Source organism: Rhodococcus sp. A14, from assembly GCF_011603105.1.
Lineage (GTDB): Bacteria > Actinomycetota > Actinomycetes > Mycobacteriales > Mycobacteriaceae > Rhodococcus_F > Rhodococcus_F opacus.
On sequence record NZ_JAAOQS010000059.1, the window covers coordinates 1 to 14,720 of the forward strand.

Below are 14,720 nucleotides of genomic sequence, written 5' to 3' on the forward strand. Positions count from 1 at the left end.
GACCTCCTCGGCGCCCCGATACCACTGACCCTGACCTGAGGACACCGTCGACAGAACAAAACCACAACCACCCACTAAACCACCTGGTCAAACCACATAAACTGCTGCCAAACCGCCGCAACTTCGGCCTAGGCGGTCAGCCGAGGGACAGGTCGGAACCGATCCGCTCCGCGGTCGCGACGAGTTTCGGCACCACCGACGCCGCGACGTCGTCCCGCGTGTACTGCGTGCCCTGCAGCGAGGAGTTGAGGGCGGCGACCACGGCGCCTGTTCGATCCCGGATGGGAACGGCCGCGCCGCGGATGCCGATCTCGAGCTCGTTCTCCGACATCGACCAGCCGTCGGCGGCGACCTTCCGGACGTCTGCGCGCAGGTGTTCGACGTCGGAGATCGTGTGGGGTGTGAAGGCCTGGAATTCGGTGGTCTTCAGGTAGTCGTCGAGCGCGCCGGCCGAAAGTCCGGCCAGCAGAACCCGTCCCGTGGACGTCGCGTACGCGGGGAACCGCATGCCCACCGTGATGGAGATGCGAATGATCCGGGGCGAGCGGACCCGCGCTACGTATACCACGTCGGGACCGTCGAGAATCGTGACGGAGATGGTCTCGCCCAGTTCCTTCGCGAGAGCCTCGATGTGCGGGTCGGCGACCTGCGGCAGTCGCAGCGCGGCGAGGTACGAGAAGCCGAACCGCAGCACCCGGGGTGTGAGCGAGAAGTTGCGTCCGTCGAGACGCAGGAAACCCTTGTCCACCAGGGTGAGCAGAATACGGCGCGCCGTGGACCGGGTGATCCCGACAGCCTGCGCCACCTCGCTCAGTGTGCGTTCCCGGTGCTGTTCGTCGAAGCATTCGAGAACGGTCAGGCCACGGTCCAGGGACTCGAGAAAATACCGTTCCCCCGACGCCGGTTGCTCGGCCACCTCAGCAGCCACCTGTTTCGCACACGCCGTCATGCTACCGGGCGACTAGGTGCGCCGGAGCCGGCTGAACGCCGTGTCCAGTGTGGCCAATCCGCTCGTGTCGATGAGGAAATCGGTTTCGAGAACGTCGCGCAGTTCGTCGACGGTCGCCAGTTCGCGCCGCTCGGACGTCCCGCCGAGGTGGTGCACCGTCAGCCGCGTACCGGCCAGGGCGTAGCGGCGGTCTTCCGTGGCCCGCGCCGCCATGAGTCCGGTCACGAAATGCGATCCGGGCCAGGTCGACAGGTACCAGTTGGGGGCCTCGTAGTCGACGGGGAACTGCCCGGTGAGGTCGAACCGGTAGATGGTCCGCCACTCGTCACCGACGAGTGCCTGCATCGCGTAGTCGCCCGCGACGTCGACCAGCCGGAACGGTTCCAGCGGAGTGTCCTGCACGGTGTCCAGTTCGAAGCGCAACGTGGTGGTGAGGGTCATGCCGCCGAACCCGACGTCGATGAGCCTTCGCTCGCCGGCGACGTCGACGAGCAACAGCATGTGCGAGCGCGGAGTGACCGCATCGATCGGAGATCCCCACAGAACACGGGCGGCGAGTGGCGTCACGTCGAACCCGAGCTCGAGCAGGACGGCCCGCAGTAGGAGATTCTGCTCGAAGCAGTAACCGCCCCTTCGGGATTCGACCAATTTCTGTTGCAGTGACGGCAGGTCGAGCCGGTTCGGTGTGCCGAGGAACGGGTCGAGGTTCTCGAACGGGATCGACCGGGCGTGATGTGCGGCAAGCTGGTTCAGCGTCGCCGTCGTCGCGGATCGGTCGCCGTCGTACCCGATCCGGTCGAAGTACCGCTCGAGGTTCAGATCGCCCGCAGTGGCCATGGAGCACAGTGTAAGCGCGGCGAATGACCGATCAGGGGCCGTCACTGGGGGAGGATGGACAGGGTGCGGGGTCGCGTGACGGGAGGACACCCATGGGACGGCGACGTTTCTCGGTTGCAGCGTTGCTGGTGGTCGTCACGTGCGCGGCATGCCAGTCCGAGGGGAGTCCGGCGCAGCCGTCGACGACCACCGCGGTCGCCGCGCCGGCCGAAGCCGAGCCCACGGTGATCGCCGCCGACCTCGACGTGCCGTGGGGGATCGCGCTCCTGCCGGACGGGACGGCACTGATCGCGGAACGGGACAGCGGCGCGATCCAGCACCTGCAGGCGAACGGCGACACGACCGTGATCGGCGAAGTGCCCGGTGTGGCGGCGCGGGGCGAATCGGGACTGCTGGGCCTGGCCGTCTCACCGGCCTACGCAACGGATCAGATGATTTACGCGTACCTGACCACCGACGACGACAATCGGGTGGTCGCCCTGCGGTTCGACGGCCGCAGCCTCGGGGAGCCGGCCCCGATCCTGACGGGCATCCCCGCCGGATCGATCCACGACGGCGGCCGGATCGCATTCGGGCCGGACGGCAAACTGTACGTCGCCACCGGTGAAGCCGGTGACCGGCCACGCGCCCAGGACCCGTCCTCACTCGGCGGCAAGATTCTGCGGATCAACCCCGACGGGTCGATCCCGGCCGACAACCCCACCCCCGGTTCACCGGTCTGGTCGTTCGGGCACCGCAACGTGCAGGGCCTCGCGTGGGACGACGCCGACCGGTTGTGGGCCACCGAATTCGGGGCGAACACCTGGGACGAGGTGAACCTCATCGAACCCGGCGGCAACTACGGATGGCCGGAGGTCGAGGGGCGGTCGGGCGAGGCGGGCTTCGTCGATCCGGTGGTCCAATGGTCCACCGGCGAGGCGTCCCCGTCCGGGCTCGCGTTCCAGGACGGCGCGCTGTGGGTCGCGGCGCTGCGCGGCGAACGACTGTGGCGGATTCCCGTGGGCGGTGACGGCTCGCTCGGCGAACCGCAGTCGCTGTTCGAAGGTGAGTACGGCCGACTGCGCACCGTCGTCGCGACACCGGACGGAGCAGTCTGGTTCAGCACCAGCAACCGTGACGGGCGCGGCGATCCGGCGGAGGGCGACGACCGCATCCTCATGCTCCGCCCGTGAGTACTTATCAACCGCGGGCGGTTAATAAGTACTCACGGGTCAGTCGGTCCAGGGGACGATCGGCGGCTTCACCCACATGATCTTCTCGTCCCGGTGCGCCGGGGTGGCGGCGGGATGGTCGGGGTGGCGCTCCGCCCACGCCGACTTCTGGTCGAGCAACTCGACCACGGTCAGCCACGTCTCCATGGTGCTCGGCGGGTTCGACCCGGCCGCCCGGGCGAGTTTCCGCAGCGTGCCGTCGGTGAGGTCGAGGAGTTCCTGACCGCTGATTCCGCGATCCCACACATACCGCGCGAGTCCCATCGCCTTCTCGCGACGTCGCTTCGCAGCGCCTTCGGTGTGCGCGAAGTCGACTTCCTGAGGTTCCATCGTCTTCCCTTCTCGTGCGCGTCACCACGGTAGGTCACCCGTGTCTCGTCCCGGTATCGTGGGAGGACGATTCTCGCAGCAGACGCGAGCGGACGGCGCGAGCAGTAGGGAAGACGGACGATGGGCAGGCAGCGCGGCGGTCGGGCTGCCCGGACAACCGACGGGGGTCCCGTCGCAGGCGTGTACCCGATCGACACGGGCACGTGCGAACTCACCGAAGACCACCTCAACCCGCACGGCTGGGTGCTGAAGGTGAACGGGGTCGAGAGTTCCCACATCGACCTGTCGGATCCCACGCACCTCGATTTCGAGTACATGCGGTGGATCGCCGAACTGGTCGCTTCGCACTGGGGAACGGACCAGCGGGTGCGGTCCCTGCACCTCGGTGGCGGTGCCTGCTCACTCGCGCGGCATCTCGCCGCCCGGTATCCGGACGCCCGGCAGGTGGTGGTCGAACTCGACGGCAGGCTCGCCGAGTTGGTGCGCGAATGGTTCGACCTGCCGCGGGCACCACTGCTGCGACTGCGGGTGGGTGAGGCGCGGGCGGTCACCGAGACGCTGACGGAGTCCAGCCGCGACCTGATCGTGCGCGACGTGTTCGCCGGCAACACGACTCCGACGCCGCTGACGACGACGGAGTTCACCGGGCACGTGCGCCGGGTGCTGGCGCCCGGCGGGATCTACGCGGTCAATTGCGGCGACACCCGCGACCTCGTCCTGGCGCGCCGGGAGGCGGCGACCATCGGCAGCGTGTTTCCGCACACCACGGTCATCGCCGATCCCGCCATGCTCAAGGGCCGCCGCTACGGCAACATCGTGATCGCGGGCAGCGACGTGCCGATCGGCGACGACCCCGCACTCGTCCGCACACTGCTGGGTGGTGGTGTGCCTGCCCATGTCTGGGACGACCGGCAGGTGCGGACGTTCGCCGGTGCGGCGCGGGTGCTGCGCGACGCGGACTCCGGGAGCTAGACCAGCACCCAGATCAGCGAGGCCATCGCGAAGCCCACCACGGACAGGATGGTTTCGAGCACCGTCCACGTCTTCAGAGTGTCTTTCACGGACATGTTGAAATATCGTGACACGATCCAGAATCCGCCGTCGTTGACGTGGCTGGCGATGATGGATCCGGCCGACACGGCGATCACGATCAGGGCGATCTGCGGGGACGAATAATTTCCGGCTGCGATCGACGGTTCGATGACGCCTGCGGTGGTGACGATGGCGACGGTCGCAGAACCCTGGGCGATGCGGAGTGCGCAGCTGATCAGGTATGCGGACAGGATGACCGGGAGGCCGAGTGCGTCCATCGAGTCGGCCAGGGCCTGCCCGACTCCGGTGGCCCGCAGCACCGCGCCGAAGAACGCACCGGCGCCGACGACCAGCAGGATCATGCCGACCGGTTTCAACGCCGCCGCGGACATCGCACCGATCTCCTGCGCCGTGATTCCGCGCCGGGTCCCGAGCAGGTACAGCGCCAGCAGGACGGCGATGGTCAATGCGATCGTGGGTGTGCCGAGGAAGATGAGGACGGACAGTAGTGTCGAGCCTTCTTCGAGGACCACGTTGCCGACCGTCGCACCGAGGATCAGCACCATCGGCACGAGGATGATGAACGAGATCAGCCATAGTGGCGGCGGGTTCTTGTCGGCTTCCTTCTCCTCCGGGATGAACTCGTCCGGGACCTCGATGATCACGCGCTTGCCGATCCAGCTACCCCAGACGACGCCACTGACGAACCAGGCGGGGATACCGCAAGCGAGGCCCATGATGATGATCCAGCCCATGTCGACGTGCAGCAGACCGGCCGCGGCGACGGGTCCCGGGTGCGGGGGCAGGAACGCGTGGGTCATGGACAGGCCGGCGAGCATCGGCATCGCGTACATCACCAGCGACTTGCCGCCGCGCTTCGCCGCCACGTACACGAGCGGGGCGAGGATGAAGATGCCGATGTCGAAGAAGACCGGGATACCGAGGACGAGGCCGGTGACACCCATCGCGAGCGGAGCGCCCTTGGGCCCGAACAACTTCAGTAGCCGTTCGGTCAGGACGTCGGCACCGCCGGAGCGTTCCATCATCGCGCCGAGGACGGTGCCCAGGCCGATGATCGGCGTGATGTGCCCCAGGATACCGCCGAACCCCTTCTCCAGAATCGAGTCGGCCGCCGACGTCGGTGTGCCGACCAGTTCGACCACCGACACTCCCGCGATGAGCGCGACGCCGACGCCGACGACGATCAGCGCGATGAACGGCTCGAGCTTCAGCTTGATGATGAGGATCAACAGCACGGCGATGGAAATCGCCGCGAGAGTGAGTAGTCCGGCTGTGTCGTGCTGCAGCCAGTCGACGAACGACGTCATTGCGTCTCCAGGGGAGGTGGTGGGGTCGGGCGAGAGTGGGACTAGTTCGAGAGCGCGGCGACGAACGATCGTGCGCGGTCGGTGATGTCGGACCAGTTGCCTGCCGCGACGCTGGACGGTGGGACGACGCTGGTGCCCGCGCACACGGCCAGCGCGCCGGCGTCGAGGAACTGGCGGGCGTTGGAATCGTTGATCCCACCCGACGGCAGGAGTTCCACGCCGGGATACGGGCCGTGCAGGTCCGACAGGTAGTCGGGGCCGAGTCGCTTGGCGGGGAAGATCTTGACCGCGGCCGAGCCGAGATCGACGGCCATGGCCACCTCGGTGGGGGTGAACGCACCGAGGAAGACGGGAATCGACCGCCCCGTCGCGACTTTCGCGACGTCGGGTCGGATGCCGGGGGTGACGAGGAAACGGGCGCCGGCGTCGATCGCGGCGGCGGCCTGATCGCCGGTCATCACGGTTCCGACGCCGAGGATGCTGCCTGCCGCGGCTGCGGCGTCGGCGGCGCGACCGAGATGATGGAGCACGTCGGGCGTGGTGAACGTCAGCTCGACCGTCCGGATTCCGCCCTCGGCGAGTGCGTGGCACAGGTCTGCGGCGTCGGGGATGGTTTCCGCTCGCACCACCGTCAGTACCCGGTCGGCACGCAAAATGTCGATCTCGGTCATCGAACTGCTCCTCCTTCTTCGCGGCGCAACGATCTTCCGGCGGTCGCGCCGGTGAGGCGGCCGTCCTCGAGGGCGAGGTGGCCGCGGACGAACACGTGGGAAATACCGGCCGCCGCCTGGCGCGGCTGCGCGTAGGTCGCGGTGTCGCTGACCGTGTCCGGATTGAAGAGTACGAGGTCAGCGGCGTATCCGCGGCGGACGAATCCGCGATCCACGAGCCGCAACCGCATCGCGGCTCGGCCGCTGAGGTGACCGACACACTCCTCGAGGGACATCAGGCCGAGGTCGCGGCTGTAGTGCCCGAGGTAGCGTGCGAACGTTCCCCACCCGCGCGGGTGCGGTTTCGCGCCGACCAGCAGTCCGTCGCTGCCGCCGGTGTGCCGGGGGTGCTGCATGATTGCGCGCACGTTCTCCTCGTGGCCGACGTGTTGCAGGATTCCGCTGCCGAGTTGGTCGCGGATCAGGATGTCGATGCACATGTCGAAGGGGTCGCGGTTCTCGGCGACGGCGATGTCCGCGACGGTCTTCCCGACGTAGTCGTCGAGTTCCGCGTTCTGCACGCCGCTGATCTCGAGCGTGTGCCACTCGGCGATCACCCCGTGGCAGCCGTCGGAGCCGGTGACCTCGAGATGCTCCCGGATGCGTTCGAGGGCAACCGGATCCCGGAGCCGATCGAGCGTCTGTTCCATGCTGCCCGCCGACGCCCAGCTGGGCAGGATCGCCGACAGCGTGGTGGCGCCGGGAAGGTAGGGGTAGGTGTCGAGGCTGATGTCCGCGCCGGCGGATTCGGCCGTGTCGAGCAGGGCCAGCAGTTCCGGGGCGCGGCCCTTGTTGGGTCCGAAGTTCAGCGTGGCGTGAGCCAGATGCAGTGCGCACCCCGCCCGCGACGTCAGGTCGACCATCTCGGCGTAGGCCTCCATGGCGCCGGCGCCGTAGGACCGGTGGTGCGGGGAGAAGTAGCCGCCGTACTCGGCGACGGTCCGGCACAGTGCCAGCAACTCCGCGTTGTCCGCGTACATCCCCGGCGTGTAGGTCAGCCCCGCGGACAATCCGACGGCACCCTCCGCCATGGACTGCGCGACGATCCGCTGCATCTCCTCGATCTCCGACGGTGTCGCCGGCCGGTCTTCCCAGCCGACCACCAGGGCCCGGACCACTCCGTGCGGGACGAGATACGCGACGTTGGTGGCGATACCGCGGTCGAGTCGGTCGAGGTATTCGCCGACGCTCCGCCAGGAGAAGTCGAAATCCGAGGGATCGGTGTTCCACCCCGCGATCTTGCGCCGGACCACCGCGAGCACGTCGTCGGTGACGGGTGCGTAGGACAGCCCGTCCTGCCCGAGTACCTCGGTGGTGACGCCCTGGGTGATCCGCGACGGGTGCTCGGGGTTCAGCAGGATCTGCAGATCCGAGTGGGCGTGCATGTCGATGAAACCGGGCGCGAGCACCAGGCCGTCGGCGTCGATCACTCGATCCGCGCGAGGGCGTCCGGTCTCGGAGTGAACTGCCTCGGGCCAGATTTCGGCGATCCGGTCTCCGTCGACGAGCACGTCGGCGCGGTACCTCGGCGCCTCCGAACCGTCGACGACGGTGGCGGAGCGGATCAGTGTGGTCATGATGTGAGTCCTCGGCCGGGGATCAGAAGAAGGTGCGGATCAGGTCGACGACGACCGGATCGTCGGAGTCGTCGCCGACGACGGGAATCCAGCGCCACTTGTCGAACGCGGTGCACGGGTGCGAGAGACCGAGCCGGACGACGTCCCCGACACGCAGATCGTGTTCGGGCCGTGCGGGATCGAGCCGGAGGAACGCGTGCTGGTCGTTGACGGCGGTCACTTCGGTGCCGACGAGGGGCCGCGGCGTCGCCCCGAGTTGGCCGGCGACGGTCTGCGCGGTGGGGAGTCCTTCGTCGAACGGGACGTCGCGCTTGCCGGCGTCGAGCAGGGCGAGGCCCGGCTCGGGGCGGGACACCACCCGGGCCCACGTGTGCATCGCCGACGTGAGTCGACGTGCCTGCCTGTCTTCGCTGCGGCCGAACGGTGAGATCCCGGTGTAGAAGCCGTCGTCGTGGATGATGTATGCGCCGGCGCGGACCACCACTTTGGTTCTGCCACCGGCAAGTTCGGCGAGCACCTCGGCGACCACGTCGAAGTAGGCGCTGCCGCCCGCGGTCACGTACACGTCCTGACCCTCGGGGTAGCGGCCCTCGGCCTCCAGTCGGCGATGCAGTTCGGCCATCGACCGGAGATACGTGCGGACCCGGGTGAGGGACTCCTCGGACGCGTCGTGTGCGAGGGCGCCCTCGTAACCGGAGACACCGGCCAACCGCAGTGCGGGGCTTTCACCGATACGTTCGGCCACCTCCACTGCCTCGGCCACGGTTCGCGCGCCGGTGCGTCCTCCCTCTCCGCCGAGTTCGACGAGTACGGGCATCGGACGGACCACCGTGACGTGCGCGAGCGCCGCGGTCATCGCGTCGACCGTCTGCGGGGAGTCGGCCCACATCAGGACTTCGAGTTCCGGGTTCGCGTCCATCTGCTCGGCCAGCCACCGCAGCGCGGTCGGGTCGACGAGCGAGTTCGCGATCTGCACCCGGCGCGCGCCGAAGCGTACCGCCACCCGGAGCTGACCGAAGTTCGCGAGCGTGATGCCCCACGCGCCGCTGCGGATCTGCCGGTCCCACAGCACCGGAGACATCGTCGTCTTCCCGTGCGGCGCGAGGTCGACCCCGTGCGCCTCGCACCAGGCCGCCATCGTGTCGAGATTGCCGGCGATGGCCGTCTCGTCGAGGACCATGACGGGCGTGCTGAAGGCGGACAGCCTCGGCTGCGTTCCGAGGAACTCGGTCTTGGTGAGGCCGTTCGCCGCGGAGGGGAGGGCCTTGTCCACGTCGGACAAGCGCAGCTCGTCGAGCTCCGCCAAGGCGCCGGAATCGAGTGTGTCCGGTCCGCTGATCGTCATCGTCGATCCTGTCGTTCGGGTTCTGGGGGGCAGGCCTGCAATCGGAGGGAGGGCCGTGAAGTGCTACGTTGCGCTCTATGCAACGGTGATTGCGTTTTTGAGTCACCTATGTCTAGCATTGGCCTGGGTCATCGTCAACGGTCCGGTGTGGCATGCATCGCCGGGGCGAGGGCTCTCGAAACGCAACCCCAGTGCCGGTCCGAGCAGTCGTAGAGGTAACAAGTGCAGGAATCGACCCCCACCCCCGAGTCCGGTGTCGCGTGCCTCGGTGAGGCGATGGTCCTGGTGGCCCCGGACTCGACACTCCACCTGGCCGGCGCCGAGGCGAACGTCGCCGCCGGACTCGCCGCGCTGGGCGTTCCCGCCGCCTGGGTCGGACGGCTCGGCGACGACGAGTTCGGCACCCTCATCCGCACCGAACTGCAGGCGCGGGGTGTCGACGTCCGCGCGATCGACGTCGATCCCGACAGGCCCACCGGGCACTACTCGAAATCCACCGCCCTCGACGAGCACGGCGAGCCGCGAACCGACAGCCTGTATTCCCGGGCCGGTTCGGCGGCGTCGGCCATGGATCCCGGATTCCTCGACACGCCGGCCGTCGCGGACCTGTTCGGCCGCGCCGCCGTGGTCCACTGCAGCGGAATCACACCGGCCCTGTCCGATTCGTGCCTCGCGCTGATGCGGCGACTGCTCCGCGACCGGCCGGGAATCTCCGGTGTGGTCAGCTTCGACGTCAACTGGCGTGAACAACTGTGGCCGGACGGCGACCCGCGGATGGTCGTGGAACTGGCGAATCTCGCCGATCTGGTTCTCGTCGGCGCGGACGAGGCCTTGCGCGTTCTCGGCACCGCGGATCCGCACGAGTTGCGGCTCATCCTGCCCGCCCCGGCCACCGTCGTCGTCAAGGACGGAGCGCACCGGGCGCTGGCCGTCGACCGACGTGGCCGCAGTGTGGCGGTTCCCGCGCTGCGCGTCGACGTCGTCGAACCCGTCGGAGCGGGCGATGCCTTCGCCGCCGGATATCTCAGCGGGGTGGTGCGCGGCGAGGATCAGGCGCGGTGCCTGCGCCGCGGGCACATCGGTGCCGCCGCCACTCTGACGGTGGCAGCGGACTCGGCACCCCCGCCGCCCGCCGAACTGCTGGACGAGCTGCTCCGGTGCTCCGAATCGGACTGGGCGGCAACGAGCGTCACCGCCGACGGCTTCTCCCCCCGAGGAAGTGGAGTGAACGGATGAGTCAGAGTGTCTCCCGCGCCCTGCACCTGCTGGTGCAACTCGGCAACGGTCCCGCCAATCTCGACCAGCTGGCCGAATCCACCGGGGTCCACAAGACCACCGTGCTCCGGTTGCTGCGAACGCTGTCCGACGAGCGGTTCACGTTCCGCGACAACAGCAACCAGTATCACCTCGGTTCCCGCATCTTCGAGCTCGCCGCGCAGGCCACCGATCAACGGGAAGTGCGGCGCATCGCGTCGCCGCACCTCGTCGCGTTCAACCGCGAATACGGGCGCACCACGCACCTCGCGGCGATGGAAGGAGGTGACGTGGTGTACATCGACAAACTCGAATCGCACGATCAGATCAGGATGTACTCGCGAATCGGACTGCGCGCCAACCTCAATTCCACCGCCGTCGCGAAGGTGATTCTCGCCGACCTGCCGGATTCGGAACTGCGGCCGATCGTCGACTCGATGGACTTCTCCGCCCGCACCGCCAACACGATCACGACGCCCGAACGCTACCTCGACGAGATCCGTCTGGTCCGGGAGCAGGGCTGGGCGCACGATCAGGAGGAGAACGAGCCGTCCGTCAATTGCATCGGGGTGCCCATCCGCGGCGCGTCCGGCCGCGTCGTCGCCGCCGTCTCCGTCTCGGTGCCCGACGTCGTGCTCAGCTACGAACGCGTCCTCGACCTGCTCGAACCCCTTCAGGCAGTGGGGGCGCGGATCTCCCGCGACTGCGGATACCGCGCCCAGCCCTGACCGTCCCCCGTCCACCCGAAAAGTAACGACACACAGGAGAATCGATATGTCCGACACCACCGTCATCCGCACTGAAGGCGCCCCCGCCCCCGCGCACACGTTCAGCCAGGGCATCAAGAAGGGCAATATGCTCCAGGTGTCGGGGCAGGGTCCGATGGACCCCGTCACCAACAAGTACATCGCGGAGGGCGACGTGCGCGAGCAGACCCGTCGCACGCTCGAGAACGTCAAGGCGATCCTCGAAGCCGGCGGCGCGAGCGTGGAGGACGTGCTGATGTTCCGCGTCTACCTCACCACCCGCGACGACTTCGCCGCGATGAACGACGTGTACGGAGAATTCATCGCGGAGAACGTGCCGAGCGGACAGCTGCCGTGCCGGACCACGGTTTTCGTCGACCTCCCGCACGAGGTCATGCTCGTCGAGATCGACGCGCTGGCAGTGACCGGCTAGGTCGCTACGCGGTGACGAGGTGCCGGCAGCTCATCCGCGGCGACATGGGCAGCTCGGTGAAGACGGGCTCGGACGTGTCCGCCGTCGGCACCTCCAGGTAGAGGTGGCTGCCGTCCGCGACGACCCCCTGCGGTTGCAGGCCGATCAGCTTGGCCACCACGTACGTGGCGCTCAGGCTGGTGACGTCGCGGATGATCCCGAGCCGCAGCAACGACCGCGTCTCCGCGATCGCCTCCTGCTCACCGGCCCGCAGGACCAGCCGCAGTCCGGGTGACACGGCCTGCGCCGCCACGGACACCGCGATGTTGTCCAGGTCGTCGGAGCCGACGGCGGCCAGCGCGAGAGCTCGGCTCACACCCAGTCGCTCGAGGAGTTCACGGTCACCACCGTGCCCCACGACGGTCGGGATGTTCATCGACCGCACGAGCCGCAGGTTCTTGGCGTGGGGGTCGCGTTCGACGCCCACCACCGCGACACCGAGAGCCTGTAGTTCCCGGCAGAGCCGGAGCCCGACCTGGCCGAGGCCGACGACGATGACGTGGCCGGAGCGGGGCAGGACGCGGCTGCCCACCAGGCCGACCAGCCGGGGGCCGAGCAGGCGCTCGATGATTCCGGCGGTGAACATGGCCGTGAAGACGACGGTGAACAGCATCGCCACCGAGGCGAACACCGCGTAGGCGGGGCTGCCGTGGGTGTCGGTTCCCGGACCCACGGTGGTCACCACGCGCACCGCCTCGTTGAACGCGTCGAGCGGTGCCACGTGCTGGCCGAGCATCAGCCACAGCCAGTCGGCGAACAGCACTGCGAGGAGCCCGGCGAGCCCACCGAGCAGGATGCGCGTGCCGATGTCGTGCGAGCGCAACAGTCCGGTCGCGCCGGTCGCCGCGGTGCGCCACCAGCTCCGCCGGGGCAGGTCGACGTGGGCGCCCTCGGGGTGGCCGTCGATCATGCGGACCGTCAACATGTGCTCGCCCGCGTGCCGGGCCGCGACGAGTTCGGGTTCCAGGCACGGACCGGCGAGCGTGGGGGCGGCCAGGTCTGCAGGTGACGTCACCTCGCACTGCGGAAGGAGCTGCGACAGCTGGTCCGCGACCGTGCGGTCGAAGATCGTCACCACCAACGGGATCGACGCCGAGATGTGCGCCGCGGCCAGCGCGTAGCGCAGTGCGACGACGTCGTCGCGCACCAGTACGGCCATCCCGCAAGGTTCGTCCGCCATCGCCAGGCGGAGCTCGTCGTCGTCGGGGGCGACGAGATGGCGTACGTGAAAGTCCCTTTCGCGGAGGGACGCACAGACCCGTCGGGCCACGGTGGTTTCGCCGATGACGAGATATGAGTCGTTCACGTGTGGTCCTTCCGGCTCGGGATCACGAGAGCGTACCCGAGTAGAACCGTAGATCCCACACGAGAATGCCTACCGGTGAGTAGCCGGCAATGTCCTGGAACACGTTATCGGCCAATGATTTTGCGAAACGTCAGCCTACTCGTCGGTAGGAGCGGCGCCCTGTATCGCCAGGACGAGTCCGATCGCGGCGATCCAGACCAGGCCGCTCGGAGCGGCGGTCAACGTGGTAGCGCTCTCCCGTCCGCCACGCGACGATGGAGGTCGACGATCATCGCCGCAGTGCCGGGAACACCTCCGCGGTGACCGTGGTTGGGTGAGTCATGATCCTCGATGCGAATGACGACCGGCGCCCACTTCTCGACCTCGTTGCCGCACACAACCGTGCGGTCCTCGCGACGATCAAACGCGACGGGCGCCCGCAATTGTCCAACGTGATCTATGCCTGGGACCCCGGCACGCAGACCGCGAGAGTGTCGGTGACGGCAGATCGGGCCAAGACCCGGAACGCCGCCCGCGACCCGCGGGTCTCGCTGCACGTCAGCGCGACCGACTTCTGGAGCTACGCGGTCGTGGAGGGAGACGCGGAACTGAGCGCGGTCGCGGCGGATCCGCACGACGCGGCGGCGGACGAGCTCGTCGACGTGTTCCGGCTCGCGTCCGGAAAAGAGCACGACGACTGGGAGGAGTTCCGCCGCGCGATGGTGTCCGAGCACCGGCAGGTACTCCGGGTCCGCGCGACGAAGGTGTACGGCATGGCCCAGTTGCCCTGAGTGTGCAGAACGTAGCTGTGGCAGCCGGTCGGAGCCGGTGGGACGATTGAGTCATGCGCAGGAGACGGTGGCCGGCGGCACCGCCGCCTGCCACGGAGGGAATCGTGGTGCACGGGCCGGTGGAGCTCGTGACGAGCCGCGACCTGAGCTTGCGCCTGGCGGAGGTCGTCGCGCACCCGACGGGCATGCTGCTGCGCATCGAGCTGACGGCGAGAGGCAGATCCGCTGATCTGGCGCGCCACGAGACGCGTCCACTGGACGATCCCGACGACCCGTCGGCTCGGTGGTCGTATCTCGCGGTGAACGTGCATGTCGACGATATGGAGGGTGTCGCTGATCCACGCCACCCGCATTCGACGTCGAAGTCCGATGCCGCTGACGCGTCCGAGTATCATTCCGCGCCGCATTACTGGATCAGCGACTACCCGGAGTCGGGAACGATCACGCTGACCGCGGGGTGGAAGGAAATAGGACTCCTGCCGAGAACGCGGACGATCACTCTCGGCCCGAATCCGAGTATGCGACCCACCCGGTAGACATACGAACGTGCCCTTCGGCGCCGTGGGAGCGTCGAAGGGCACGTTCGTCCTGCGAGGGGAACGCAGATCAGGGCAGGGGGACCCAGGTGCCGAAGAACCAGAATCCGTGTGGGCTCGGCGCGGGTGCCTGCTGCTGCGGAGCGTGCTGCTGCTGCGGCTGAGGCTGCGGTGCCTGCTGCTGCTGGGCGGGGACGGGGTTGTGGCCCACCGGGTCGGCGCTGGCGACGCCGGCTCCGATGCCGAGGGCTGCGAGTGCGATACCACCGGTTGCGACGGCCTTGGTCACGACGGACTTCATGCGGTTCCTCCTGGAA

16 protein-coding genes are annotated in these 14,720 nt (G+C 68.2%); 7 read left to right on the forward strand and 9 right to left on the reverse strand.

The annotated features are described in order from the left end of the window. Window positions 1–136: 136 nt before the first annotated feature. Window positions 137–916 carry an IclR family transcriptional regulator C-terminal domain-containing protein gene (locus G9373_RS26580; protein WP_005568382.1) on the reverse strand — a complete coding sequence of 260 codons (780 nt, stop codon included), beginning with the start codon at window positions 914–916 and terminating at the stop codon, window positions 137–139. 45 nt (window positions 917–961) lie between these two features. Further along, complete coding sequence (locus G9373_RS26585; protein ID WP_005568383.1) at window positions 962–1,786, reverse strand: arylamine N-acetyltransferase; 825 nt, start codon at window positions 1,784–1,786, stop codon at window positions 962–964. Between the two features lie 92 nt (window positions 1,787–1,878). On the opposite strand from G9373_RS26585, the gene G9373_RS26590 reads away from it, so the two are divergent. After that, window positions 1,879–2,958 carry a PQQ-dependent sugar dehydrogenase gene (locus G9373_RS26590; protein ID WP_054247308.1) on the forward strand — a complete coding sequence of 360 codons (1,080 nt, stop codon included), beginning with the start codon at window positions 1,879–1,881 and terminating at the stop codon, window positions 2,956–2,958. A 39-nt stretch (window positions 2,959–2,997) separates the two neighbouring features. Here the strand turns inward: G9373_RS26590 and G9373_RS26595 are convergent, their stop codons facing one another. Beyond that, complete coding sequence (locus G9373_RS26595; protein ID WP_005251221.1) at window positions 2,998–3,327, reverse strand: hypothetical protein; 330 nt, start codon at window positions 3,325–3,327, stop codon at window positions 2,998–3,000. Between the two features lie 120 nt (window positions 3,328–3,447). Between G9373_RS26595 and G9373_RS26600 the strand changes: the two genes are divergently transcribed. Then, complete coding sequence (locus G9373_RS26600; RefSeq protein ID WP_005258922.1) at window positions 3,448–4,299, forward strand: fused MFS/spermidine synthase; 852 nt, start codon at window positions 3,448–3,450, stop codon at window positions 4,297–4,299. Here G9373_RS26600 and G9373_RS26605 read toward each other — a convergent pair. The 4 genes from G9373_RS26605 to G9373_RS26620 are packed head-to-tail and all read right to left on the reverse strand — an operon-like array spanning window position 4,296 to window position 9,319. After that, window positions 4,296–5,687 carry a gluconate:H+ symporter gene (locus tag G9373_RS26605; RefSeq protein ID WP_005258920.1) on the reverse strand — a complete coding sequence of 464 codons (1,392 nt, stop codon included), beginning with the start codon at window positions 5,685–5,687 and terminating at the stop codon, window positions 4,296–4,298. The two genes, G9373_RS26600 and G9373_RS26605, sit on opposite strands and share 4 nt — an antisense overlap. A gap of 41 nt (window positions 5,688–5,728) precedes the next feature. Next, a complete protein-coding gene (locus G9373_RS26610) occupies window positions 5,729–6,358 on the reverse strand; it encodes a bifunctional 4-hydroxy-2-oxoglutarate aldolase/2-dehydro-3-deoxy-phosphogluconate aldolase (protein ID WP_005258919.1) in 630 nt (209 codons plus the stop codon). Further along, complete coding sequence (locus tag G9373_RS26615; protein WP_167117560.1) at window positions 6,355–7,974, reverse strand: D-aminoacylase; 1,620 nt, start codon at window positions 7,972–7,974, stop codon at window positions 6,355–6,357. The genes G9373_RS26610 and G9373_RS26615 overlap by 4 nt, the downstream gene beginning before the upstream one ends. Before the next feature lie 22 nt (window positions 7,975–7,996). Then, window positions 7,997–9,319 (reverse strand): amino acid deaminase, encoded by a 1,323-nt coding sequence (locus G9373_RS26620; protein ID WP_054247310.1) that lies wholly within the window; start codon window positions 9,317–9,319, stop codon window positions 7,997–7,999. A 222-nt stretch (window positions 9,320–9,541) separates the two neighbouring features. Here G9373_RS26620 and G9373_RS26625 point away from each other — a divergent pair, with 222 nt between their 5' ends. From G9373_RS26625 to G9373_RS26635, 3 genes are read left to right on the forward strand one after another with little or no spacing between them, the layout of a single operon-like run. Beyond that, window positions 9,542–10,555 carry a sugar kinase gene (locus G9373_RS26625; protein ID WP_167117563.1) on the forward strand — a complete coding sequence of 338 codons (1,014 nt, stop codon included), beginning with the start codon at window positions 9,542–9,544 and terminating at the stop codon, window positions 10,553–10,555. After that, window positions 10,552–11,301 (forward strand): IclR family transcriptional regulator, encoded by a 750-nt coding sequence (locus G9373_RS26630; protein ID WP_005258913.1) that lies wholly within the window; start codon window positions 10,552–10,554, stop codon window positions 11,299–11,301. The genes G9373_RS26625 and G9373_RS26630 overlap by 4 nt, the downstream gene beginning before the upstream one ends. Before the next feature lie 46 nt (window positions 11,302–11,347). Continuing rightward, entirely contained in the window at window positions 11,348–11,752 is a 405-nt protein-coding gene (locus G9373_RS26635; protein WP_005251231.1) for a Rid family detoxifying hydrolase, read from the forward strand. Between the two features lie 4 nt (window positions 11,753–11,756). On the opposite strand, the gene G9373_RS48260 is transcribed toward G9373_RS26635, so the two are convergent. Then, the gene (locus G9373_RS48260) at window positions 11,757–13,097 is read right to left on the reverse strand and encodes an NAD(P)-binding protein (protein WP_005258909.1); all 1,341 of its coding nucleotides are present in this window, start codon (window positions 13,095–13,097) and stop codon (window positions 11,757–11,759) included. Between the two features lie 320 nt (window positions 13,098–13,417). Between G9373_RS48260 and G9373_RS26645 the strand changes: the two genes are divergently transcribed. Together G9373_RS26645 and G9373_RS26650 are read left to right on the forward strand one after the other, a co-directional pair. Next, a complete protein-coding gene (locus G9373_RS26645) occupies window positions 13,418–13,867 on the forward strand; it encodes a PPOX class F420-dependent oxidoreductase (protein ID WP_054247314.1) in 450 nt (149 codons plus the stop codon). 53 nt (window positions 13,868–13,920) lie between these two features. Then, entirely contained in the window at window positions 13,921–14,403 is a 483-nt protein-coding gene (locus tag G9373_RS26650) for a hypothetical protein (protein ID WP_039951312.1), read from the forward strand. Between the two features lie 70 nt (window positions 14,404–14,473). On the opposite strand, the gene G9373_RS26655 is transcribed toward G9373_RS26650, so the two are convergent. After that, complete coding sequence (locus tag G9373_RS26655; protein ID WP_054247316.1) at window positions 14,474–14,704, reverse strand: hypothetical protein; 231 nt, start codon at window positions 14,702–14,704, stop codon at window positions 14,474–14,476. Window positions 14,705–14,720: the final 16 nt, after the last annotated feature.

Coding starts and splice junctions, on each gene's coding strand:
- G9373_RS26585 (WP_005568383.1), bottom strand. CDS start 1,786: ATGGCCACTGCGGGCGATCTGAACCTCGAGCGGTACTTCGACCGGATC.
- G9373_RS26590 (WP_054247308.1), top strand. CDS start 1,879: ATGGGACGGCGACGTTTCTCGGTTGCAGCGTTGCTGGTGGTCGTCACG.
- G9373_RS26595 (WP_005251221.1), bottom strand. CDS start 3,327: ATGGAACCTCAGGAAGTCGACTTCGCGCACACCGAAGGCGCTGCGAAG.
- G9373_RS26600 (WP_005258922.1), top strand. CDS start 3,448: ATGGGCAGGCAGCGCGGCGGTCGGGCTGCCCGGACAACCGACGGGGGT.
- G9373_RS26605 (WP_005258920.1), bottom strand. CDS start 5,687: ATGACGTCGTTCGTCGACTGGCTGCAGCACGACACAGCCGGACTACTC.
- G9373_RS26610 (WP_005258919.1), bottom strand. CDS start 6,358: ATGACCGAGATCGACATTTTGCGTGCCGACCGGGTACTGACGGTGGTG.
- G9373_RS26615 (WP_167117560.1), bottom strand. CDS start 7,974: ATGACCACACTGATCCGCTCCGCCACCGTCGTCGACGGTTCGGAGGCG.
- G9373_RS26620 (WP_054247310.1), bottom strand. CDS start 9,319: ATGACGATCAGCGGACCGGACACACTCGATTCCGGCGCCTTGGCGGAG.
- G9373_RS26630 (WP_005258913.1), top strand. CDS start 10,552: ATGAGTCAGAGTGTCTCCCGCGCCCTGCACCTGCTGGTGCAACTCGGC.
- G9373_RS26635 (WP_005251231.1), top strand. CDS start 11,348: ATGTCCGACACCACCGTCATCCGCACTGAAGGCGCCCCCGCCCCCGCG.
- G9373_RS26645 (WP_054247314.1), top strand. CDS start 13,418: ATGATCCTCGATGCGAATGACGACCGGCGCCCACTTCTCGACCTCGTT.
- G9373_RS26650 (WP_039951312.1), top strand. CDS start 13,921: ATGCGCAGGAGACGGTGGCCGGCGGCACCGCCGCCTGCCACGGAGGGA.
- G9373_RS26655 (WP_054247316.1), bottom strand. CDS start 14,704: ATGAAGTCCGTCGTGACCAAGGCCGTCGCAACCGGTGGTATCGCACTC.